Consider the following 21,522-nt stretch of genomic DNA (forward strand, 5'->3'; position numbering starts at 1 on the left):
TAAAAAAAATTATGGCAGAAGTAATTACGATGCCCCGCTTGTCGGATACGATGACGGAAGGCAAAGTTTCAAAATGGCACAAAAAAGTTGGTGATACTGTAAAAGAAGGTGATATTCTTGCAGAGATCGAAACAGATAAAGCAGTTCAGGACTTCGAATCCGAAATTAACGGAACACTTCTATTCGTAGGAGTAGAGGAAGGAAATGCGGCACCAGTAGATTCTATTTTGGCAATCATCGGTAAAGAAGGAGAAGATATTTCTTCTTTGACCAACGGCGGAGGTGCAAAACCAGACGCTGCTGCTGAAAGCAAATCTGAAGAAGAATCAAAAACGCAAGGCGAATCTACAGATGTAGAAACTGAAAGCACTGACTCAACGAGCGGAGCCGAAGTGCCAGAAGGTGTAGAGGTGATCACAATGCCTCGTCTTTCTGATACAATGACCGAAGGTAAAGTTGCTAAATGGCAAAAGAACGTTGGTGACACTGTAAAAGAAGGTGACATCCTTGCTGAGATTGAAACTGACAAAGCTGTTCAGGATTTCGAATCTGAAGTGAACGGAACTTTATTATACCAAGGTGTTGCAGAAGGCGACGCTGCGGAAGTAGATAAGATTTTAGCGATCATCGGCCCTGCAGGAACAGACGTTTCTGGTGTGGTTTCCGGTGGCGGAAAAAAAGCTTCGGCTCCAAAATCAGAAGCAAAAACCGAAACTAAAACTGAAGATAAAAAAGAAGAGGCTCCAGTGGCTGCATCTTCTACAGGCGAAAGAATCGCGATCTCTCCTTTGGCTAAGAAAATCGCACAAGATAAGGGTGTAGATTTCTCTGCAATCAAAGGTTCTGGTGAGAACGGAAGAATCGTGAAAAAAGATGTTGAAAACTATCAGCCGTCTGCTCAGCCAGCCGCTGTAGCTTCAGCACCGAAAGCGACTTCTGCTCAGCCAAGTGTAGCATTCACGCCAGGAGAAGATTCTGAAACTGTGAATTCTCAAATGAGAAACATCATCGCCAAGAGATTGGGTGAAAGTAAATTCACTGCGCCTCATTATTATCTGACTGTTGAGATCAACATGGATAAGGCAATCGAAGCGAGAAAAGAAATGAATGCTGTGCCAGACACCAAAGTATCTTTCAACGATATGGTGATCAAAGCGGTTGCAGTGGCATTGAGAAAACATCCACAAGTGAATTCTTCTTGGGCAGGTGACAAGATCATCCACCACGGGAATATCAACGTTGGGGTAGCAGTAGCTGTTCCGGACGGATTGGTAGTTCCAGTATTGAAGAATACAGACTTTATGTCTTACAACGATATCTCCGCATCTGTAAAAGATATGGCTGGAAGAGCGAAAACAAAAGCGCTTAAAGCTAACGAAATGGAAGGTTCTACTTTCTCCGTTTCAAATCTTGGAATGTTTGGAATCGAGACGTTTACATCGATCATCAATCAACCGAATTCTGCGATCCTATCTGTAGGCGCAATTGTTGAGAAACCAATCGTTAAGAACGGACAAATTGTTGTTGGAAACACAATGAAATTGTCTCTAGCTTGTGACCACAGAGTAATTGATGGAGCAACAGGTGCTCAGTTCTTGCAAACATTAAGAACTTACCTAGAAAGTCCATTGACACTTTTACTAGGATAAAAACTTGTTCGAAATATTTATAAAACCTTTCAATTCTGTTGAAAGGTTTTTTTTGTTTATCAATATGTTTGAAGGGTGAGATTTTAAGGTTAGATTTGATGAAAGTTAAACTCCTATGGAGTTTGTTTACTTTTCGGGTGTATTTATTTCTACAAACATTTCACTACTACGGAGCTTTGATTTTACATATATTATAAGAGCTTGTTTAAAAATGATTCAAAAATAAAATTTTCAAAACGTTTTTCTTTCGCGCATACCTAAATTGTGGAAAACACCTTGAAAATTTCATCAAAATTATTTCCCCAACCCACAGGGAGTAATTGACGAAATTTAAACAAGCTCAATATTTCTACTTTAAATTGCAATATTAAAACGCTCCGTAGGAGCAATATGTTTGTAGAAAATTTTGATCGAGCAATTTCCGCTCCGTAGGAGTGGTACCTTTTGTTATATTAATGGTAGACGTTGTAATAAAAGAAATTTGATAGCCTATGTGTTTTGAAACGCAAACCCGCGTAAGGGATGGTAGTGGTTATCCTTTTTGTCTTTGGATGAATGTCAATTTGGACGGGAAATGTTCTGGACAAAAAGATAATAACGGACAGCCCGACCCGCTTGTTTTTGCTGATTAGAAAGCGTTCTTGAAAGGCAGAAACGTCTGAGCAAAAACAAAGGGATACGCCCAAAAAATTATTGAGAACGATTCTGGTATTTTGTTATATTTGTGCCGTGAAAAAGCTGTTGTTACTATTCGTGTTTGTAGGGAGTTTTGTTTCTGGGCAAGATCATCTTTCCAGCTTCAATATGATGTCTTTTACGTATAAGATCACACCGAAATGGATGGCTTATGTGGAGCTACAAACCCGAGCCAGACGCGATTATACGGTGATTGATTATTATGAGACGAAAGGTGGAATTGGTTATAATTTCATCAAAAACAATCAGATCTTCGCAGGAATCGGGCGATATGGAACCTATGAAAAGATGAAGATCTCGCAGGAGGAATTGCGAGTCTGGTTGCAATATACGCTGACGCAAAAGCTTGGTAAACTGAAGTTGGATCACAGAGTTCGTGCAGAACAAAGGTATTTCTACGCCAGCCAAACGGGCGAGCATACGAGAGCCAACCGTTTCCGTTATCGATTAAGCGCAATTGTGCCAATCAATAATGATAAAGTGCAGGAAGAGACTTTTTTTGTGAATGCTTTTGAGGAAATTTTCTTGGGTCCAGTCGATCCGAATTTCAAACGAAACAGGACTTTTGCTGGTTTTGGATATCAGTTTAATAATAGTTTATCAATTACTTCCGGGTATATGTTCCAGCGTGAATTTGCGCTGAGAGGGAATGATAATTTTCACTTCTTATATTTTGCGCTCAACTTTACAATCGATGCGACGGATGACGAGAAGGATTTTGTGATTCCGATGGTGGACTAAAAAAATTCTCGTAGATCGAGCAGATTTTAAAATCAGCTAAATCTGCTCGATCTGCGAGAGATATATTATTAGAACATCTTAATACTTTTCAATCAGATAAAGATAGGCTTTCAAATATTTGTTGAAGCGTTTCAGATCTTTTTCTTCCAATAATGTTGTACATCTTGTGAGATCCATATTGTCGCGAAGATCATTCAGTTTTACGGCAATTGCCAACGGGCTTTTCTCAATTCTTGCGACGAAGGCGTCATAGTCCAAATGTTCCTCTTCACGTTTCGTGAGACATTCCACTGCTTCCAAAATGTAATCTGGAAATCCTTTTTCCTTTAGATATTCAAAAGAAAATTCTGGATGATCCTCTACGACGTCGTGCAGAACGCCAACGATTTTTTCGTCGATGGTCTTTCCGGCGTTCATTACTCGAAAAACGTGGCCTAGATAAGGTGCATCGTATTTGTCGGTTTGTTTTTTGTGTGCTTTGGTAGCGATTTTTATGGCTTTGTAGAGGAGTTCGTGGGTGGACATTTATTTACCTTGAGGTTTGATTTTGTTTGAATTTTGAATTGTATCAATTTTGAAGGGTTGTGTACTTTCTGTTTGATAATTGGTGGAAGGCGTTATCTTTTTCAGCATCTTGTATTGGGATGCTTTTTCGTCGGTCATATTTTTATAGAACCGACTGTTGGAATCTTCTTTCTTTAAAGTCTGTACTTTTGTTGTGTCAGTTTCTGTGCTGATGTGTGGTAATAGAGGTCTTGCCGGAAGCACTTCAACTTTAGCTTTTTCTTCTTTTTTAGTCTGCGAAAATAAGCATCCAAAAGAGAATAGGGTAGTGATTAAAAATAATTTTCTCATCTGATAAAATTTTAAATGAAATTACGAAAAGAATTGGAATTAGCGACTAAGTTGATTTGAATTAATATTCAGTCTAATCTTTAATATAAACAAAAAAACGCCAAAAATTAATTCAGCGTTTATATTAAATCTATCTCCCTTTCAACTCATCAAACAACCTTTCCAAAGAACCAAGATCCGAAATCAAAACCTCTCTCGCCTTCGCACCGTTGAAACCGCCAACCACGCCAGCCGCTTCCAGCTGATCCATAATTCTTCCGGCTCTATTATATCCCAATTTCAATTGTCTTTGAAGCATTGATGTTGATCCTTGTTGTGTAGAAATAACGATTCTCGCCGCATCTTCAAATAACTGATCTTTCTCGTTCGGATCGAAAGCGCCAACTGTGGAAGTGCTTTCGTCGCCGGAATATTCTGGAAGAAGGTAAGCATCCGGATAACCTTTTTGCTCGCCAACAAATTCCGCAATTCTTTCGACTTCAGGCGTATCTACAAAGGCACATTGCAAACGCGTCAAATCGTTTCCGTTGAAATAAAGCATATCACCACGTCCAACCAATTGCTCCGCTCCAGGCGAATCCAAAATCGTCTTTGAATCTACTCCCGAAATAACACGGAACGCAATCCTCGCAGGGAAATTCGCTTTGATCATACCTGTAATTACGTTAACTGATGGTCTTTGTGTCGCAACAATCAAGTGGATTCCAATCGCTCTTGCCAACTGGGCCAAACGTGCAATCGGATGTTCAACTTCTTTTCCTGCAGTCATAATCAAATCAGCGAACTCATCCACAACCAAAACGATGTAAGGCAAATATCGGTGTCCATTTTCTGGATTGAGTTTTCTTTGAGCAAATTTGGCGTTGTACTCCTTGATGTTTTTACAGAACGCGTTTTTCAAAAGGTCATAACGCTGATCCATTTCGATACAAAGTGAATTCAAAGTATTGATCACTTTTGCATTGTCTGTGATGATCGCATCTTCCGTATCAGGCAATTTCGCCAAGTAATGTCTTTCAATTTTCGAATATAAAGAAAGCTCAACTTTTTTCGGATCCACCATTACAAACTTCAGTTCGCTTGGGTGTTTTTTATAAATTAATGAAGTTAAGATTGCATTGATCCCAACAGACTTTCCCTGTCCAGTTGCACCAGCCATCAAGAGGTGAGGCATTTTTGCAAGGTCGGCCACGAAAACTTCGTTGGAGATCGTTCTACCAAAAACGATTGGCAAATCCATATCAGCAGATTGGAATTTCGGCGATGCAACAACGGAACGCATAGAAACCATTGTTGGATTTTTTCTTGGAACCTCGATTCCGATCGTTCCTTTTCCTGGCATTGGCGCAATGATTCGAATTCCCAATGCGGAAAGATTCAACGCAATATCGTCTTGTAATTTTTTAATAGCAGAAACTCGGATTCCTGCTTCTGGTACGATTTCGTAAAGTGTCACCGTTGGTCCAATCGTCGCTTTGATTTCAGAAATCCCAACATTGAAGGTTTTTAATAAGCCAACAATCCTGTTTTTATTTTCTTCAAGTTCGTCGTGGTTGATGGTGATTTCCTCATTGCCGTAATCTTTTAGCAATTCTACAGAAGGCATTTGGAATTTCGCCAGATCCAATTTGTGATCGTACAAACCGTGTTTGCTTACAAGATCGTCGGATTTTTGCTGTTCAGCATTTGGTGCGTAAACTTCCTCTTTTTTAACTTCTATATTTAATGTGATATCGTCATTTGCTTTTGCAATTGGTGTTTCAATCACGGGTTTCTCAATGATAATTGGTTTGTCAACAATTGGTTTTTGAACTGGAGTTTCTGTGGTTAAAACAATTTGCTCCGGCTGACTTTCCTTCACATCTTCTACAAAAGTGGTTTTGTTGGGTGTTTTGATCGGCTCAAATTCCTGAGTGACTTTGATATTCCCAAAATCATTGTCAGTTTTCAAAGGTGTTTGATTGACTGCTGATTTTTCAGGAACAATTTCCTTATCTAAATCTTCATCCGCTTCAAATTCCTCATCAGAATCCGGCATCATACTTTTCAACTTTCCGAAAGTATTATCATTCAGATCATTCAATTTATTTTTGATAGAACTTGGTCTTAAATTAAATTCCAAAACGAAATACAAAGCAAAGCTTACTAAAAGCACCATCCAAAGTCCGACAGAACCAATGTAAGATTTCAAATAATCCATAATTTGATAACCATAAACACCGCCTAAAACGCCTTCGCCATTGGTCACAGCACCGAAGAAAATGGGTGTCCAGCAGATGAAAAACAAACTGTGGGAAATCGTTTTCCAAGGTTTGAAATAGTTTTTCTTAAAAATCAATGTTCCGAAGACCAAAAACAAGAATGCCACTACAAACGCCGCAACACCAATGCTTTCAAAAATGAAAATGTTGCCCAGCCAATCACCGATTTTCCCAAAAAGGTTGGAAGATTCCACGGTTTTGTCTGCCATTGTTCCGGCCTGGCTTTGATCCGCTTTCCAATTCATCAGATAGGAAACGAAAGAAAGCGTCAAAACGATTGATGATACTATGAAGATACTACCAGAAATGATTCTGGGTTTGGAGATGATTTTGCTCGCAGCAGTTGTGTTTTTTTGTTCTATACTCATTTTGAAAATCGACAATAGTTGCAAATTTAATGTTTTTTATGAGTCATATAAATTGTTAAGAGTCTTTTTTATTTTTTTTGATATTAATGAATTTTCACCATATTAATATTCAGTAAAAAACTCCTTATTAAGAACGTTTCAAAATAAGCTTTCCGTTTCCCAAAGTGACAAAAAACAGTTTTTTTTGATGCCTTTGTGGTTTATCATCCTTATTTTTGTGAACTATAAATTTCAGAATGAAACCTCCGGTTACAAAAGCTTGTCATATCTCCACGATTGACGCTTGGCGATTACATCTGACAAAAAAACAATAGGTATCTACTTATGAAAAAGATTCAGGATATTCTTATTTCTACGCGAACAATGGCGCTTCTATTGCTGGTTTTCGCTATTTCTATGGCTGTTGCTACTTTTATCGAAAACGACTACGGAACGCCAACCGCCAAAGCACTCATCTACGAAGCAAAATGGTTTGAAGCCGTGATGTTTTTATTAATACTCAATTTCATCGGAAACATCGGCAGATACAGACTTTTCCGAAGAGAGAAGTGGCCGATTCTGGTTTTTCACTTGGCTTTTGTTTTAATATTCATTGGTGGTGCAATTACGCGTTACATCAGTTTTGAAGGGACAATGCACATCCGCGAAGGTGAAACGAATAACGAAATCATCACAGACAAACATTTCTTCAAAATCAAAATCGAAGAAAAAGGAGAACAGCAGAATTACCACGATGTTCCTTATTTGATGTCGCCACTTCACCACGATTTTCAGGCGACTTATGATTTCTTAGGTAAGGAGAAAATTATTGTGAAAGCTTTGGATTACGTTCAAAGAAAGAAAGACAGTTTGGTTGCTGGCAAAGCTGGCAAAGAATTTTTGCACTTGGTTTCCACAAGTGATATGGGTGGTCGTCAAAACATTTATTTGGCTGAAGGCGATGTTCAAAATATCAACGGAACTTTGGTAAGTTACAACAGAACTGCAATCGACGGCGCAGTAGAATTTCAGAAGAAAGACGGACAACTTTATATTAAAACACCAACCGACGCTTCGTTTATGACAATGGCAACTCAGGCAACGGGAACAACTAAGAAGAATGAGTTTCAGCCATTGGTTTTGAGAAGTCTTTATACGATTGATCAATTGAAATTGGTAATTCCGGAAGGAACGAAACAAGGAAAATTAGTCAGCTACGAAGGCGATAAACAAAAAGACAAAGACGTTCCGGATATGCTTAAAGTGGAAGTGTCGGGACCAAAAACAAAACAAATTGTTGACCTGGTTGTAGAAAAAGGTAATCCGAATAATTACAAACAAATCAAAATCGATGGATTGGATGTGATGTTAGGATTTGGACCTAAAGTTTATTACACGCAACCTTTCTCATTGAAATTAGAAAAATTCGTAATGGAAACTTATCCAGGAAGTTCTTCGCCGTCTGCTTATGAATCTCACGTGAAAATCGTGGACGAAGGCAAAGAAACACCGTATCAAATTTATATGAACCACGTCCTTAATTATAAAGGTTACAGATTTTTCCAAGCAAGTTTTGATCCGGATAGAAAAGGAACGGTTCTTTCTGTGAACCACGATTTCTGGGGAACTTTGATCAGTTATATCGGTTACGGATTTCTTTTCGTAGGGATGTTTGTGACAATGTTCTGGAAAGGTTCAAGATTCTGGAGCCTCAACCAAATGTTGAAAACCATCAGCAAGAAAAAAGCAACTATCGTTCTTTTGTTATTATTAAGTTTTGGACTAAATGCTCAGGAAATTGATATGCACGGAAAAGACGGAAGCCGCGAAGGTCAATCTCATTCGGAAGCAAAACCAACTTCGCCAAACAAAAATCCAGCAGTAATTGATGCAGATGCGATGGTCAAGAACATCGAGATCAGCAAAGAGCACGCAGACAAGTTTGCTTACCTTTTGGTTCAGAATTACGAAGGTAGAATTGTTCCTACCAATACGCAGGCTCTTGATATTCTTCATAAGCTGACGAGTAGGAGTAAGTTTCAGAATTTGGATGCCAACCAGTGGTTCTTGGCAGCAACGATAGACCCAATGTTCTGGGCGCAAGTCAATATCATCAAAATCGAAACTGCAGGAAAAGTTGGAAAAGATCTAAGAGCAAAAACAAAAGCTACAGAAGAAGGATTTACAAGTTTGATCAAATTATTTCCAGCCGATGCACAAGGTAATCTGCGTTTCGTTTTGGAAGATGATTATAATGATGCCTTCAGAAAGAAACCGGCTGAGAGAACAAGATATGATGAAGCGGTTATCAAATTGAACGACAAAGTTCAGGTTCTTAATGGAATTATGTCTTATCAATATTTCAGAACGATTCCTGTCAAAAATGATTCGAATCACACTTGGAATTCTGTGATGACACCGACTTTTGAACCGGACGAAAATGCACAGGCGGTTTTAGGTCCGTATTTGTCAAGCGTCCTAATGGCAACACAAGGCGGAAGCTGGGCAAAAGCCGATGCAGAACTTAAAAAAGTAGAAGAATATCAGCAGAAATGGGGCAAAAATGTAGTGCCATCCGAAACTAAAGTTAAACTTGAAGTTCTGACTAATAAGCTGGATATCAATTTCAAACTGTTGATTTTCTACACGCTTATTGGAGGTTTGCTTTTAATTCTTGGTTTTGCAGAATTGTTCAAACCGAGCAAAATTCTTAAAAACGTTGTAAAAGCATTGATTTACATTGGTGCAGTTGGATACACATTCCATTTCTTGGGATTGGTTGCGAGATGGTATATTTCTGGACACGCCCCTTGGAGTAATGGTTATGAGGCGATTATCTTCATCTCTTGGGTTGGGATTTCGGCAGGTTATGCTTTGTACAGAAACTCAAACACTTTGATTCCTGCAGCAGGATTTTTGGTAGCGGTGATTATGATGGGATTTGCGCACGGTGGTTCTGCACTTGATCCACAAATTACACCTTTGGTTCCTGTTTTGAAATCTTACTGGCTGGTGGTTCACGTTGCGATCATTACATCAAGTTATGGATTCTTCTCCTTGTCAATGCTGATCGCGATGATCTCTTTGATTTTCTACATTATTGCCAACAAGGATACTTTCAAAAGACATAATGATACAACATTGAAAGAATTAGCGATCGTAAGTGAAATGTCGCTAAATATTGGATTGCTGGCATTAACCATCGGAAACTTCTTGGGAGGAATTTGGGCCAACGAATCTTGGGGACGTTACTGGAGCTGGGATCCGAAGGAAACTTGGGCTTTCATCTCGATTATGATCTACGCATTTGCGATTCACATGAGACTCGTTCCAGGATTGAGAGGAAGATATACTTTCCATGTGGTGACGATGTTTGCATTCTGCTCAATGGTGATGACCTATTTTGGAGTGAATTACTACTTGTCAGGACTTCATTCCTACGCGAAAGGAGATCCAATTCCGCTTCCACTTTGGGTTTACCTTGGGATTGGCTATATGATCTTGCTTTCGGTGGCTGCTTGGTTCAAGTACAAAAAACTGCACAACGATCTTCACATCAAAAAAGACGAGAGAACGCAAGTTGAGCCTTAGAATTCTATAATAAATCAAATATAAGTCAGTCTAAATTTTTAGACTGACTTATTTATTTTAGTAAATTATATAATTTAAAACTTCGAAAATTTTAATTCTAGTTCAAAAACTTCTCAATATAAACCTCGCGCTGACTTTCAGAAATTCCTAAAACTTGCTTGATGTAATGATCCATTGAACCATATTTTTTATCGATCTCATCAAAAGCGGTTTGAAGATATTTCCGCTCAATCCAACTGGATTTTTCCACTACGCCAATATCAAGTTTTGGATAGACAAAATGAAAGTTGTTGGCAAGCTTCAATCTATTATTGACGACTTTCTTTCTTAAATCATTGGAAACTAAATATTCCTCAAAAATAACATCGTTATCAAATTTCAGAATTTTCAAGATCAAAGCTGTAATCATTCCTGTTCTGTCTTTTCCTGCCGTGCAATGATAGAGTGTGGGTTCATCAGAATTCAAAATTTCTGTAATGATTTGTTTAATGACTTGCGGATTTTCTGAAACGTAATCTGTATAGAATTTCAGCATTCTTTTGTCCGCATCAGCTTTTGATATTTTTCCCTTCAAAGCTAAGTTTTTGGCATTTGCCATTTCGTTGTTTTGATCTTCGAAGGCGGGATAATTTTTGTAAATGATGTTGCTTGGCAAATGATCTGTTTCTTTTTCGATTTCTTGTTTCGTTCGCAGATCAATCACTTTTTTAATCCTAAGTTTATTAAAGTTATCAAAAGAATTTGATTTCAATTGATGGAGATTTCCACTTCTATAAATCAAACTGTCTTTCAGAATTTTACCTTGAGAATTTTCCAATCCACCCAAAAATCTGAAGTTATTGACTTTCTTAATTTCTATTTGATTTTTTTGAGAAAGCTTGGAAAATTCTGGTTGTGTGGAAATATTTGTTTTGCAAGAGAGCAGTAAAATTAGGAAGGGAATTAAATAGATATTTTTCATCTGAAATAAAGTAGAAATTAGAATTTAAAGATAAGCTATTTGTTACCAATTATTTATGTTTTCAATGTCGAAAAACTCAGCTAATGTTAAAAAACGCATAAAGTAAAAAAAATAATTAATCATAAAATATTGGATAATAATTCAGTGTAATTAGTTATTGGTTGTTTATGTGTTTTAATAATTAGATATTTTTTAAGTAATTGTTAATCAATTGTATTATGGCTGTTTTGTTCGTGATTTTTGCTTAAAAAGTGATTGTTTAGTTTTGCATACACACAAATGATTTATTATGCAAAAATTTATAGAAAGCTTGTTTCTGCTAAGTAGCCTTGTCTTTTCTCAACAGATTTTTTCCCAAGTTGGCATCGGAACTGATAAACCAAATGCAACGTTGGATGTGAATGGTGATGTTGCTTTGCGAAACGAATTAAGTTTGGGCGGAACAGACACTGCTAAAGGAAATCCTGGTGAGGCCAATCAGGTTTTAGTATCTCAGGGCGAAGGTCTGCCACCAACTTGGAAATATATAAAAGCACCGTTTGTAGAAGATGGTACTTATAAATTGACCAATACTTATCTAAGTGAGTCTGAGGTAGGCATCAGTACTTTCTCGGCAGGAGTTGCCGGTGATGACGTCAATACCAGCTCAATCGGTGATTTGCTCGACAGCAAATGGAAGAAAATTCCAAATCTCACAACACAAATCGAAGTGAAATTTGCAGAAAACAAACTGGTCTATCAGGTCCAGACAGGTGTCGAGATTGTAGGCTCAACCGCTGGAAGTACAGTGAGATTTCTATGTGGAATCTTCAAAGATGATAAATTAATTGCCTTGCGTCCAGACAAAATTACCACTGCGTACAGCAATACGCCTACGCAGTATATGTTCACGCTTAATTACAGTGAGCAAAACAGCCCGATCGGTATTTACAAAATGGATGTTGCTTGTAGGAAAGTAGCAACGACCAATGTCAACAATTATTTTTCTATAGGATCAAACATTCCAACGTACCAATCTGATACTGTAACTATTGCTAATACGGGTTCCAACAGTTTTGCTTTGAAATCCTTTTTCAAAACTGACATTACACAATTAATAATTTTCGCACAATAAAATGAAAAATACAATTTATTTAATAATGTTCTTGTGGTCGTTTACGCTACAAGGGCAAGTCGGCATTATGACTTCCCAACCACAGTCTGCTTTGGATGTCAATGGAGATTTCAATAAAAAAGGAAAGCTATTTTTAGATAATGATAATATTTTGTCTCCAGGACAAACGGGTCAAGTCTTAGTTTCCCGAGGTCCAGGCTTAGCTCCGACGTGGAAAGCCTTGAAAATTCCGGACTATGAATCATATAAATATTACCTGATTTTCAATGATTCATTTAGAGATTTTAATACAGCTTCCAGCACGACTGGGCAAGGTGTCTCATTGAGTACAGCAACTTCGCCAGCCAGCATCAGTACTGATTTGGTGAAAGGAACAGATATTAATTATTTGATCAATAACAAAGGCTTTAAAGAGATCACAAATTTGGCTAATCCATTTGTTGTGAATAGTACAGAAAGTAAAGTTTATTTTCAATTTGAAACTGTAGTTCAAGAGAATAATACGACAACGCTTGGCTCCAACCAAATGTATGCTTGTGGTATTTTTGTAGATGATAAATTGGAAAGTGTAAGACTGAACACACTTTTTACATCTACAACTGCCGAAAGTACATTTTTGACTCATAATCAAATTGGTGGTGCATCAAACCTTTCGAAAGGTACACATACAGCGAGAGTAGCTTGCACGAGATATACAACGGATACGAATATCACTTTAGGAATCGGTGTTCCTTCGACAACAGCTGTTAATAATTTGAACAATTTCATGACGCAAGCCTCTTTGAAGATTGATGTTTATGAAGTACCACAAAACTTTACCGATATATTTTAAACCTATGAGAAATTTATTTACATACATATTTTTGATCACTTTTTCTAGATGCTATTCTCAAGTTGGTATCAAAACACTGACACCAGAGAAAACACTCGATGTTAATGGTGGGCTTAATATCAGAGAGGAATTTAGATTAAATGGTGATGAAACGATCAAAGGATCTGCTGGAACTGATGGTCAGATTTTCAGCGTAACAGGAGATACAGTTCTCTCAGATGAATACAAAACAATAAAAATTGCAGATGGCACAGGAAGTTTGACCTACACTTATCTCAATACCACAACAGACAGAACGGGCGTTAAGTTTGCAGCAACAGGCTCTACAGGTGCTTATCTTCTCAATTCTGCATTCACAACTTCTACAGAAACAACGACACCAAATTGGGCTAGATTAACGGGAAATACCGATTCTTTCAGCATTATAGATACAACTAAAAAATCAAAAGCGATCTTATCTTTTCAGACCAATGCTCAAATTGCCAGAAGTGCACCAAGTGGTAATTATTCTGGAAGTTTTGCCTGTGGTATATTTGTAAAAAAAGGTTCGGGACCAGAAGAGTTAAAAGCCGTGAGATCTGATGTTGTAAGAGGTGCAAGCGGATCGTACAAAATCTTCAATCTAAATGTGACCTTAGATAATTTGGATCCAGGACTTTACACTGTTTCGGCCGCTTGCAGCAATCGAAATCTTGGTTCTGGCGCTGGTTTGGTCAATCTTGGAATTGGGACACCCGTGGATGCGACGTTCATCAATCAAGATATGTCACAATCCACAATGACTGTGACCGTTCTTCAGCCATTCTAAACATACTAATTATAAAATTTCAAAATCACAATTTTTTATAAGTTTTTTGTAGCTTTGATTTAAATAATTTGTAGATTATGAAAAATTTTTACACATTAATCATAGTTTGTTTAGCAATCAATTCGTTATTAGGACAATTCGAAAATATCGATAAAAAAGGATTGATAGAAGTTGAAAAGAATAGAGCTTCGCGAGGAACTTTGGATGTGAATGTCAACCCAAATACACTCAATTACGATTTGACTTATGTAAGATTGGAATTGGACCTCGACCCAAACCAGCAATATGTTTCTGGAACTGTCACTTCACATTTCAAAATGTTGCAGAATTCCAATAATATTTATTTTGATTTGGCTGATCATCTTTCGGTTTCGAATGTAAAATACCACGGACAAGATTTGACTTTTCAACAATTGAATACGGATGAAATTAAAATCAATTTTCCAACTTCAGTTTTAGCTCAGACCACGGATTCTCTATCCATAAGATATAGTGGAATTCCGGACGGAAGCACAAATGCTTTTGTAACCAGCCAAACACAAGCTGGAAATCCTGTCTTGGTGACTCTCTCAGAACCTTTTGGTGCCAAAGAATGGTGGCCAACCAAGCAGAGTCTTAATGATAAAATTGAAAAATTAGATATAAAAATTACAACGCCGGCGCAGTACACAGTCGGTTCAAACGGGAAACTATTATCTGAGACCATTCTAGGAAACGGCAAAAAACTCACGTATTGGCAAACTAATTATGCGATTCCAGCTTATCTTTTTGCCTTAGGAATTTCAAATTATGTTAAATTAAATTCGACGATAACCACCGCGGGAAGCTCTTTTCCATTTCTCAATTATGTTTATCCATCGTCGGCCAATGCAAGTGTGCAAGCAAATCTTGATTGGACGGCAACCAATATGCAAACCTTCGAAGACCACTTCGGGCTGTATCCGTACCGAAACGAAAAGTATGGACATATGCAATCCAATTGGGGTGGTGGAATGGAACACGCAACAATGTCCACGATGGGATATTTTGCGCAGGATTTGATTGCCCACGAGTTGGCGCACCAGTGGTTTGGAGACAAGCTGACTTGTGGAACTTGGAATGACATTTGGCTCAACGAAGGCTTTGCTACAATGGGCGAATATGTGGCTTATGAAAAATTGTTAATGAGTCCGTCGCAATTTCAAAATTATCTGCAAACAGAAATAGATCAAATAACAAGTCTGCCTGGTGGAAGCGTTTATATTCCCGACAATGAACTGAGTTTTAATCGAATTTTCGATGGTAGATTGTCTTATACCAAAGGCGGTTATGTGCTCCGAATGATAAAGTGGATTCTTGGCGATACGCAGTTTTATGCAATGTTGAAAGTTTATCAAGACAATCCTGCTTTTGCGTACAATTATGTGAAAACATCAGATTTTCAGAATTTTTTGAGCGGTTTTACTGGAAGAGATTTTACGGAGTTTTTTAATGATTGGATTTATGGCGAAGGTTATCCAACCTATCAGATCAAATGGACGCAAAATCCTACAACAAACAAACTCACGTTTCAAGTTGGACAAACTACAAGTAATTCTAGTGTGAATTTCTTCGAAATGCCTCTGCCAATCAAGGTTTCCGGCTCTGGTGGTCAAACGGCCACGTTAATTCTCAATCATAATTCCAATAACCAATATTTTGTGGAAGATGTCGGTTTTGTAGTTACAAATGTTGAATTTAATTATGAAAAACAAATCGTTACGAAGGGTTCAACTGTCGTAAGAGATAATAGCTTGGGGATCAATAATATTAATAAAGAAAAACTGAGTGTCTACCCAAATCCAGCCAAATCCATCATCAAAATTTCAGGCTTAGAAAAATCTACAGAGTACGAAATTTTCTCAATCGATGGGAAATTAATCAAAAAAGGAACGAACAATCCAAAATCTGAAATCAATATTTCAACATTGGTGAAAGGTACTTATATTTTGAAATTTAGTAATCAATCTATTAAGATTATAAAAGAGTAAGATACATTTTACAGCTTTTTCCGCTTTTGTTTCTCAAACCTACGCAGTAGTTTGAAGGAGTCAATTTTTTTTGCACACGATTTCTCATTAAATTTGCTGGTGTCAAAGAAAAAAATGATTCGATCACGGAGGCATGCGGATTCAAAGAAGAATACACTGCAGATACAAGAGATTGTTTATGAAAAATAAGATGAAAAAAATTACACTCATACTTTTATTAACCATTTCCTTTTTCGGAAATGCACAAATTGTAACAGAACCAACCAATCATTCAGCAGACTGGTCGCAACCTTATGAACCGTTCAGAATTGTGGGGAATTTGTACTACGTTGGAACTTACGATTTGGCTTCGTATCTCATCGTTACTAATAAAGGAAATATCCTGATCAACACCGGTTTGGCAGATTCCTATCCTCAAATCAAAGCGAATATCGAGAAGCTCGGATTCAGATATAAGGACACGAAAATCCTGACTTTGACCCAGGCACATTTCGACCATATGGGCGCGATGGCCGATATTAAAAAAGAAACAGGCGCAAAACTTTATGTGGACGAAGCAGATGTTGCCGAACTGAAATCTGGCGGAAAATCGGATTATGAATTGGGAAAATATGGCGTGACCTTCAAACCGCTATCGCCTGATTTCCTTTTGAAAAATAATGGCAAAATCAAACTAGGAAACACGACTTTGACTTTGCTTCATCATCCTGGACATACAAAAGGCTCGTGCAGTTTTATCTTCGAAACGAAAGATGAAAATGGAAAATACAAAGTCTTGATTGCGAATATGCCATCTATCATCATCGACCATAAATTTTCTGATGTGAAAGTTTATCCAACCATTCAAAAGGATTATGCCTATACACTTGATGCAATGAGAAAACTGGATTTTGATGTTTGGGTGGCTTCTCACGCAAGCCAATTCGACCTTCATAAAAAACGAAAAGAAGGCGATGCCTACAATCCAAAACTGTTTATGGATAAGGAAAATTATTTCAAAAGACTGAAGGATTTGGAAGATGATTATTTGGAAAAGGTGAAAGAGGAAAAGTGATTTTTATGATTAAATCTAAATTTAAAATTACACTGCTGTTTGTAGGAATTTTATGTTTTGCATTTGTAGGAATTGCAATTTATAAAATGGTTGAAGCTTGTGTTGATAATTTTGAACAGGTTGCCAATAGTTATTTCTCAGAAAATTTAGGTGCAAAAATCCTTATTCCTTTTGGAGTGATTGGATTTTTATGGGCGCCATTTTATTTGATTAAGTATTTTAAAATGATAAGTATTTTTCGTGAAAATATTGAAGTCAATTGTATGTTTCCTATCTTCAGTCAGAATTATCAGGTGAGGGATTTTGATTACTATATATTAGTTGATGAAATGACAAAAAATGTTTCTGTTGAAGCTATTTGGTTTATCAAAGATGAGAAAGTGAAATTGATTATTCCAGGACAATTGTATTCCAATTACTATGAACTCAGGGAAGCAATTTTGACTTGTAAAATTGAAAATAAAGGAAAAATAAAACTTAATCCTTTCCAAGAAATAAAAGCAAGATTAGGATTTAAGATTAATAAATTAGAAAAGTTATAAATGAAAATCCACCACATCGCCATCATCTGCTCAGATTACAAAGTTTCCAAGAAATTCTACACCGAAGTTTTAGGCCTTAATATTATTCGGGAAGTTTACCGTGAAGCAAGACAATCTTACAAGTTAGATTTAGCAATCGGAGAACATTATGTTATCGAATTGTTTTCGTTTCCAAATCCGCCAGAACGACCTTCCAGACCAGAAAGTTGTGGCCTTCGTCATTTGGCTTTTTCTGTTGATAATGTCGAAGAAAAGAGAAATGAATTAATGGAAAAAGGTTTGGATTGCGAAGATATCAGAATCGATGAGTTTACGGAGAAGAAATTCTTTTTTACAACCGACCCGGACAATTTGCCTTTGGAGTTTTACGAGAATTAGACTAAGAGAGAATAGACTGATGGATGATAGACTAAATTGATAGATTACATCAATTATCACTCATCAATCATCATTTATAATCAATGTGCGTAACCTGTCAGAAAACTTACGGTCATAATCGCCAAGACAATTAATGAAATTACAACGTAAGTATAATCTTTCTCCTTCAAATAGCCGATTAATGCAAAGATGATTCTCACTAACGGCGTTAAAATCAGGAGTAAAATTCCCAATTGGATAATCGCCATTCCTTCACCTTTGCAAAGTGAATTCCAGAAACTTCCCCATACTTTTTCGGAGGAATCTCCCATTTCCAAAAGTCTGTATTTTCTTGGCATCACAAAACCTTCCGAAAAAAGTTTGACGAAACCCACCAAAGAGGTTACTACCGAAAGAATTACCCCTAATCTCAGGAGATTTCCAACGGAGCGATTCAAATCGACGTCTGTAAATGGTTTTGTTCTCATTAATGGAAATTTTTATTGACACCGTTGTACATCATATAAATTGAAAGAATCGTGATTACGATTGCGAAAAATACTTTCAGTTTCTTGGTTTTAGAAATCATCAAAGTTTTCGAACCGATGAAACTTCCAACCACCACGCCAATCAAAACTGGCGCTGCGATAACTGGAATAATTTGTCCTCTTTGAAAATAGATCAAAGCGCCTGCAACAGCCGTAACGCCAATCATAAAGTTACTCGTAGTCGTAGAAACTTTGAATGGCAATTTCATCATGTTGTCCATTGCTAAAACCTTCAAAGCACCCGAACCGATGCCCAAAAGTCCAGACATTGCGCCTGCAAAAACCATCATCAAGAAACCTGGGATTGTATTTCTGGAAGCATAGTGTTTGATGCCGTCTTTGTCAGGAAAAGTCCCATAAAGCTTAAGTTTATCGGCCAAACTTCCTTTGATTAATTCTTCCTGATGGTCAGGTTTTCCTTTTAGATTTAATAAAACTGTAAGAATTAGAATACTCGCAAAAATAATCCCGATTGTATTCGGATTCAGAAATCCTGAGACCAATGCGCCAGAAACTGCACCAGCTGTGGTCGCAATCTCCAGGAACATGCCGATTCGCATATTGGTAAAACCTTCTTTAACAAAGGCAACTGCTGCACCAGAAGAAGTTCCAATCACCGAGATAAGAGAAGCGCCAATCGCGTAATGCATTGGTACTCCGAAACCTAGCGTGAGTAGCGGAATGATGATGACACCACCGCCCAAACCGGTAAGTGATCCCATCAATCCTGCTGCGATAGCACCAATGAAAAGAATTATGATTTCTGACATTTGACAAATATAAAACGTTTGAGACGAATTTTATCTTTAAATCAAAGAAATTTTGATGTTCCTGATTCCCGTATTATCTACCTATTTTGTAGGAAATGCAGGCGTTTTTGATTGTATTTTATCCTTATTATAAAATCTGACTACCGTAAAAAATATCTATTTTTGTAAAAATATCTACAGATGAAAATCAGTGTTCTATTATTGATGCTTTTTCCCATTTTCGGTTTTTCTCAAATTTCTGATGAGGATTTGATTAAATCTACTGTAAATCAATTATTTGATGGAATGAAAAATGCTGACTCTGTGTCCATTCGAAAATCTTTTTCCAAGAATGCGGTTCTGCAGACCATCACGAAAAATGGGGAAGTGAAGAGTGAAAATCTAAGCGATTTTACTATCAGTATTTCAAAAGCTGAAAAGGGAATTCTCGACGAGAAAATCACATTTTCAAATATTCTAATTGATGGAAATCTCGCGTCTGTGTGGACACCTTATGAATTTTATTATCAAGGGAAATTCTCGCATTGTGGTGTCAATTCTTTTCAGTTGGTTAAGGCTAATAACGAGTGGAAAATCCAATATATCATCGATACGAGGCGAAAAGATAATTGTAAGAAGTAAAATAAATCTAAAATAAAAAGAAAAGTAAAAATGAAAATCGGAATTTTAGGAGGCGGACAATTGGGAAGAATGTTCATTCAGGAAGCACTGAAGTATGATGATGAATTTTATGTTCTAGATCCAAATCCAGAATGTTCTTGCGCCAATATTTCACATTACACGAGAGGTGATTTTAATAATTATGACGATGTTTTGGAATTCGGAAGAGACAAAGATGTGGTGACGATTGAAATCGAACACGTGAATGTTGAAGCTTTGGAAGAGCTTGAAAATCTTGGTGTGAAGGTCGTTCCAAATTCAAATATTATTAAAATCATTCAACAAAAAATTCTTCAGAAAAAATTCTATGAAGAAAACAGAATGCCATCCCCGGAATTCGAAATTATGGATGGAAGTGAAGAAGAAATAAAGATCCAATTACCTTTCGTTCAAAAATTGAATACTGGCGGTTATGACGGAAAAGGCGTGCAACTCATCCGAACTACTCAAGACTGGAGAAACCTGTGGACACAGGAATCTGTGTTGGAAGATTTGGTGGATATTGACAAAGAATTATCTGTCATCGTCGCCAAAAATGAAAACGGCGAAATCAACACTTTTCCTGTGACAGAAATGGTTGCAGACCCAAAACTTAATCTCCTCGATTTCAATATTTGCCCCGCTGATATTACGAAAGAAACACAAAATCAGATTGACGTTATAGCAAAACAATTTATCAATTCTGCAGATTCCGCAGGGCTTTTCGCTATCGAATTGTTCCTTGATAAAAACGGAAAAGTTTGGGTGAATGAAACGGCGCCGAGACTTCACAACTCCGGACATCAATCGCAGGAAGGAAACTCAAATTCACAATTTGAGCAGTTTTACAGAGTCGTAACCAACTCGCCTTTGGCGGATACCGATGCTTTCGGATTTTCTGGAATGTTGAATCTTGTAGGCGAGGAAAATCATTCTGGAAAAGTGAAATATCAAGGTCTTGAAGAAGTCTTGAAATTGCCAAAAACCTACGTTCATCTTTACGGAAAAACTGAGACAAAGCCTGGACGAAAAATGGGACACATCAATGTTTTGGCAGATTCCAGAAAGGAATTGATGGAGAAATTGATTCATATCAAATCTTTGGTGAAAGTCATCGCATAAAAAACAAGAAAGCAAGGTCAAAAACCTTGCTTTCTTTTTATCATTCAATTGAAAGTCTACTTCGCTTTCAATTTGTCAAGCGTATTATTGTAAGCTTCTTTGGTATCTTCAGTCGCTTTTTTGGTCGCATCTTTTGCGTCTTGTCCGGCTTTGTTGATCGCTTCTTTGGTGTCTTTCGCAGTTTCTTTCATATCCTGCTTTGCATTTTCTGTCGCCACTTTTGCCTTGTCAACCGTATTGTCAACGCCTTGTTTTACATCTTGAGCCGCGTTGTTCACTGCTGTTTTTGTGTTTTCCCAAGCCAAATTTGCGTCCGCTAGTGCTTGTCTTGCAGTCGCTTCAGCTTTTTTGTCTCCATTTTTGACGGCCGCATCCAGATCTGCTTGTGCTTTATCGACTTTATCTTTGGCCTCGTCGTTCGCCAAAGTTGTTGTTTCTGTGGTTTCTACCACGCTTAGTGTATCTTTTCCGTCTGTTGTGACAACGGTTTCATTTTTCTTGCAAGATATTGCGAATAGGAGAGTAGCTGCTGAAGCCACGATCAAAATTTTTTTCATTGGTTTAAAAATTAATTAATGTTTATGTTTTTATTGGAGATTAAAATTAAAAAAATAATTAATACAGCA

At 37.3% G+C, this 21,522-nt stretch carries 19 protein-coding genes; 12 read left to right on the forward strand and 7 right to left on the reverse strand.

From position 1 onward, the window contains the following. The first annotated feature begins 11 nt into the window (after positions 1–11). Both IO90_RS05175 and IO90_RS05180 read left to right on the forward strand, forming a co-directional pair. Positions 12–1,649, forward strand: a complete 1,638-nt coding sequence (locus tag IO90_RS05175; RefSeq protein WP_034964653.1) for a pyruvate dehydrogenase complex dihydrolipoamide acetyltransferase — start codon at positions 12–14, stop codon at positions 1,647–1,649. A 741-nt stretch (positions 1,650–2,390) separates the two neighbouring features. Further along, positions 2,391–3,086, forward strand: a complete 696-nt coding sequence (locus IO90_RS05180) for a DUF2490 domain-containing protein (RefSeq protein WP_228374648.1) — start codon at positions 2,391–2,393, stop codon at positions 3,084–3,086. A gap of 78 nt (positions 3,087–3,164) precedes the next feature. Here IO90_RS05180 and IO90_RS05185 read toward each other — a convergent pair whose 3' ends face one another. The 3 genes from IO90_RS05185 to IO90_RS05195 all read right to left on the reverse strand — a co-directional run bounded on the left by IO90_RS05185 (position 3,165) and on the right by IO90_RS05195 (position 6,570). Continuing rightward, on the reverse strand, positions 3,165–3,611 hold the full coding sequence (locus tag IO90_RS05185; RefSeq protein ID WP_034964658.1) for a phosphohydrolase: 447 nt from the start codon (positions 3,609–3,611) through the stop codon (positions 3,165–3,167). Further along, the gene (locus IO90_RS05190) at positions 3,612–3,941 is read right to left on the reverse strand and encodes a hypothetical protein (RefSeq protein WP_034964661.1); all 330 of its coding nucleotides are present in this window, start codon (positions 3,939–3,941) and stop codon (positions 3,612–3,614) included. A 130-nt stretch (positions 3,942–4,071) separates the two neighbouring features. Then, on the reverse strand, positions 4,072–6,570 hold the full coding sequence (locus IO90_RS05195; RefSeq protein ID WP_034964664.1) for an FtsK/SpoIIIE family DNA translocase: 2,499 nt from the start codon (positions 6,568–6,570) through the stop codon (positions 4,072–4,074). Positions 6,571–6,894: 324 nt separating this feature from the next. On the opposite strand from IO90_RS05195, the gene ccsA reads away from it, so the two are divergent. Further along, positions 6,895–10,140, forward strand: coding sequence for a cytochrome c biogenesis protein CcsA (ccsA, locus tag IO90_RS05200; protein WP_034964666.1), 3,246 nt, complete (start codon positions 6,895–6,897; stop codon positions 10,138–10,140). 97 nt (positions 10,141–10,237) lie between these two features. On the opposite strand, the gene IO90_RS05205 is transcribed toward ccsA, so the two are convergent. Further along, a complete protein-coding gene (locus IO90_RS05205; RefSeq protein WP_034964668.1) occupies positions 10,238–11,101 on the reverse strand; it encodes a tyrosine-protein phosphatase in 864 nt (287 codons plus the stop codon). Between the two features lie 289 nt (positions 11,102–11,390). Between IO90_RS05205 and IO90_RS05210 the strand changes: the two genes are divergently transcribed. From IO90_RS05210 to IO90_RS05240, 7 genes are all read left to right on the forward strand, one after another. Further along, the gene (locus IO90_RS05210) at positions 11,391–12,215 is read left to right on the forward strand and encodes a hypothetical protein (protein WP_034964671.1); all 825 of its coding nucleotides are present in this window, start codon (positions 11,391–11,393) and stop codon (positions 12,213–12,215) included. A 1-nt stretch (position 12,216) separates the two neighbouring features. Beyond that, positions 12,217–13,047 carry a hypothetical protein gene (locus IO90_RS05215; protein WP_034964672.1) on the forward strand — a complete coding sequence of 277 codons (831 nt, stop codon included), beginning with the start codon at positions 12,217–12,219 and terminating at the stop codon, positions 13,045–13,047. Between the two features lie 4 nt (positions 13,048–13,051). Continuing rightward, positions 13,052–13,855 (forward strand): hypothetical protein, encoded by an 804-nt coding sequence (locus tag IO90_RS05220; RefSeq protein ID WP_034964766.1) that lies wholly within the window; start codon positions 13,052–13,054, stop codon positions 13,853–13,855. Positions 13,856–13,932: 77 nt separating this feature from the next. After that, positions 13,933–15,864, forward strand: coding sequence for a M1 family aminopeptidase (locus IO90_RS05225; protein ID WP_117596579.1), 1,932 nt, complete (start codon positions 13,933–13,935; stop codon positions 15,862–15,864). 190 nt (positions 15,865–16,054) lie between these two features. Next, entirely contained in the window at positions 16,055–16,918 is an 864-nt protein-coding gene (gene blaESP, locus IO90_RS05230; RefSeq protein WP_034964768.1) for an ESP-1 family subclass B3 metallo-beta-lactamase, read from the forward strand. A gap of 5 nt (positions 16,919–16,923) precedes the next feature. Further along, on the forward strand, positions 16,924–17,460 hold the full coding sequence (locus IO90_RS05235; RefSeq protein WP_034964676.1) for a hypothetical protein: 537 nt from the start codon (positions 16,924–16,926) through the stop codon (positions 17,458–17,460). After that, positions 17,461–17,838, forward strand: a complete 378-nt coding sequence (locus IO90_RS05240; protein WP_034964678.1) for a VOC family protein — start codon at positions 17,461–17,463, stop codon at positions 17,836–17,838. An 80-nt stretch (positions 17,839–17,918) separates the two neighbouring features. Here the strand turns inward: IO90_RS05240 and IO90_RS05245 are convergent, their stop codons facing one another. Both IO90_RS05245 and IO90_RS05250 read right to left on the reverse strand, forming a co-directional pair. Beyond that, positions 17,919–18,305 carry a DUF1634 domain-containing protein gene (locus IO90_RS05245; protein ID WP_034964680.1) on the reverse strand — a complete coding sequence of 129 codons (387 nt, stop codon included), beginning with the start codon at positions 18,303–18,305 and terminating at the stop codon, positions 17,919–17,921. Beyond that, complete coding sequence (locus tag IO90_RS05250; RefSeq protein WP_034964682.1) at positions 18,305–19,135, reverse strand: sulfite exporter TauE/SafE family protein; 831 nt, start codon at positions 19,133–19,135, stop codon at positions 18,305–18,307. Before IO90_RS05250 ends, IO90_RS05245 begins: the two co-directional genes overlap by 1 nt. Before the next feature lie 180 nt (positions 19,136–19,315). Between IO90_RS05250 and IO90_RS05255 the strand changes: the two genes are divergently transcribed. Further along, the gene (locus tag IO90_RS05255; protein WP_034964685.1) at positions 19,316–19,756 is read left to right on the forward strand and encodes a nuclear transport factor 2 family protein; all 441 of its coding nucleotides are present in this window, start codon (positions 19,316–19,318) and stop codon (positions 19,754–19,756) included. Positions 19,757–19,786: 30 nt separating this feature from the next. After that, positions 19,787–20,896: a 5-(carboxyamino)imidazole ribonucleotide synthase gene (locus IO90_RS05260; protein ID WP_034964687.1), complete on the forward strand. Its 1,110-nt coding sequence runs from the start codon at positions 19,787–19,789 to the stop codon at positions 20,894–20,896. A gap of 56 nt (positions 20,897–20,952) precedes the next feature. Here IO90_RS05260 and IO90_RS18305 read toward each other — a convergent pair whose 3' ends face one another. Further along, positions 20,953–21,453: a hypothetical protein gene (locus IO90_RS18305; protein ID WP_051878320.1), complete on the reverse strand. Its 501-nt coding sequence runs from the start codon at positions 21,451–21,453 to the stop codon at positions 20,953–20,955. Positions 21,454–21,522 lie beyond the last annotated feature (69 nt).

The organism is Chryseobacterium sp. FH1 (genome assembly GCF_000735135.1).
Taxonomy (GTDB): Bacteria; Bacteroidota; Bacteroidia; order Flavobacteriales; family Weeksellaceae; genus Epilithonimonas.

Excerpts from the sequence above, each read along its gene's own strand:
- IO90_RS05175 (WP_034964653.1), top strand. The coding sequence starts at position 12 with ATGGCAGAAGTAATTACGATGCCCCGCTTGTCGGATACGATGACGGAA.
- IO90_RS05185 (WP_034964658.1), bottom strand. The coding sequence starts at position 3,611 with ATGTCCACCCACGAACTCCTCTACAAAGCCATAAAAATCGCTACCAAA.
- IO90_RS05190 (WP_034964661.1), bottom strand. The coding sequence starts at position 3,941 with ATGAGAAAATTATTTTTAATCACTACCCTATTCTCTTTTGGATGCTTA.
- IO90_RS05195 (WP_034964664.1), bottom strand. The coding sequence starts at position 6,570 with ATGAGTATAGAACAAAAAAACACAACTGCTGCGAGCAAAATCATCTCC.
- ccsA (WP_034964666.1), top strand. The coding sequence starts at position 6,895 with ATGAAAAAGATTCAGGATATTCTTATTTCTACGCGAACAATGGCGCTT.
- IO90_RS05205 (WP_034964668.1), bottom strand. The coding sequence starts at position 11,101 with ATGAAAAATATCTATTTAATTCCCTTCCTAATTTTACTGCTCTCTTGC.
- IO90_RS05210 (WP_034964671.1), top strand. The coding sequence starts at position 11,391 with ATGCAAAAATTTATAGAAAGCTTGTTTCTGCTAAGTAGCCTTGTCTTT.
- IO90_RS05215 (WP_034964672.1), top strand. The coding sequence starts at position 12,217 with ATGAAAAATACAATTTATTTAATAATGTTCTTGTGGTCGTTTACGCTA.
- IO90_RS05220 (WP_034964766.1), top strand. The coding sequence starts at position 13,052 with ATGAGAAATTTATTTACATACATATTTTTGATCACTTTTTCTAGATGC.
- IO90_RS05225 (WP_117596579.1), top strand. The coding sequence starts at position 13,933 with ATGAAAAATTTTTACACATTAATCATAGTTTGTTTAGCAATCAATTCG.
- blaESP (WP_034964768.1), top strand. The coding sequence starts at position 16,055 with ATGAAAAAAATTACACTCATACTTTTATTAACCATTTCCTTTTTCGGA.
- IO90_RS05235 (WP_034964676.1), top strand. The coding sequence starts at position 16,924 with ATGATTAAATCTAAATTTAAAATTACACTGCTGTTTGTAGGAATTTTA.
- IO90_RS05240 (WP_034964678.1), top strand. The coding sequence starts at position 17,461 with ATGAAAATCCACCACATCGCCATCATCTGCTCAGATTACAAAGTTTCC.
- IO90_RS05245 (WP_034964680.1), bottom strand. The coding sequence starts at position 18,305 with ATGAGAACAAAACCATTTACAGACGTCGATTTGAATCGCTCCGTTGGA.
- IO90_RS05250 (WP_034964682.1), bottom strand. The coding sequence starts at position 19,135 with ATGTCAGAAATCATAATTCTTTTCATTGGTGCTATCGCAGCAGGATTG.
- IO90_RS05255 (WP_034964685.1), top strand. The coding sequence starts at position 19,316 with ATGAAAATCAGTGTTCTATTATTGATGCTTTTTCCCATTTTCGGTTTT.
- IO90_RS05260 (WP_034964687.1), top strand. The coding sequence starts at position 19,787 with ATGAAAATCGGAATTTTAGGAGGCGGACAATTGGGAAGAATGTTCATT.
- IO90_RS18305 (WP_051878320.1), bottom strand. The coding sequence starts at position 21,453 with ATGAAAAAAATTTTGATCGTGGCTTCAGCAGCTACTCTCCTATTCGCA.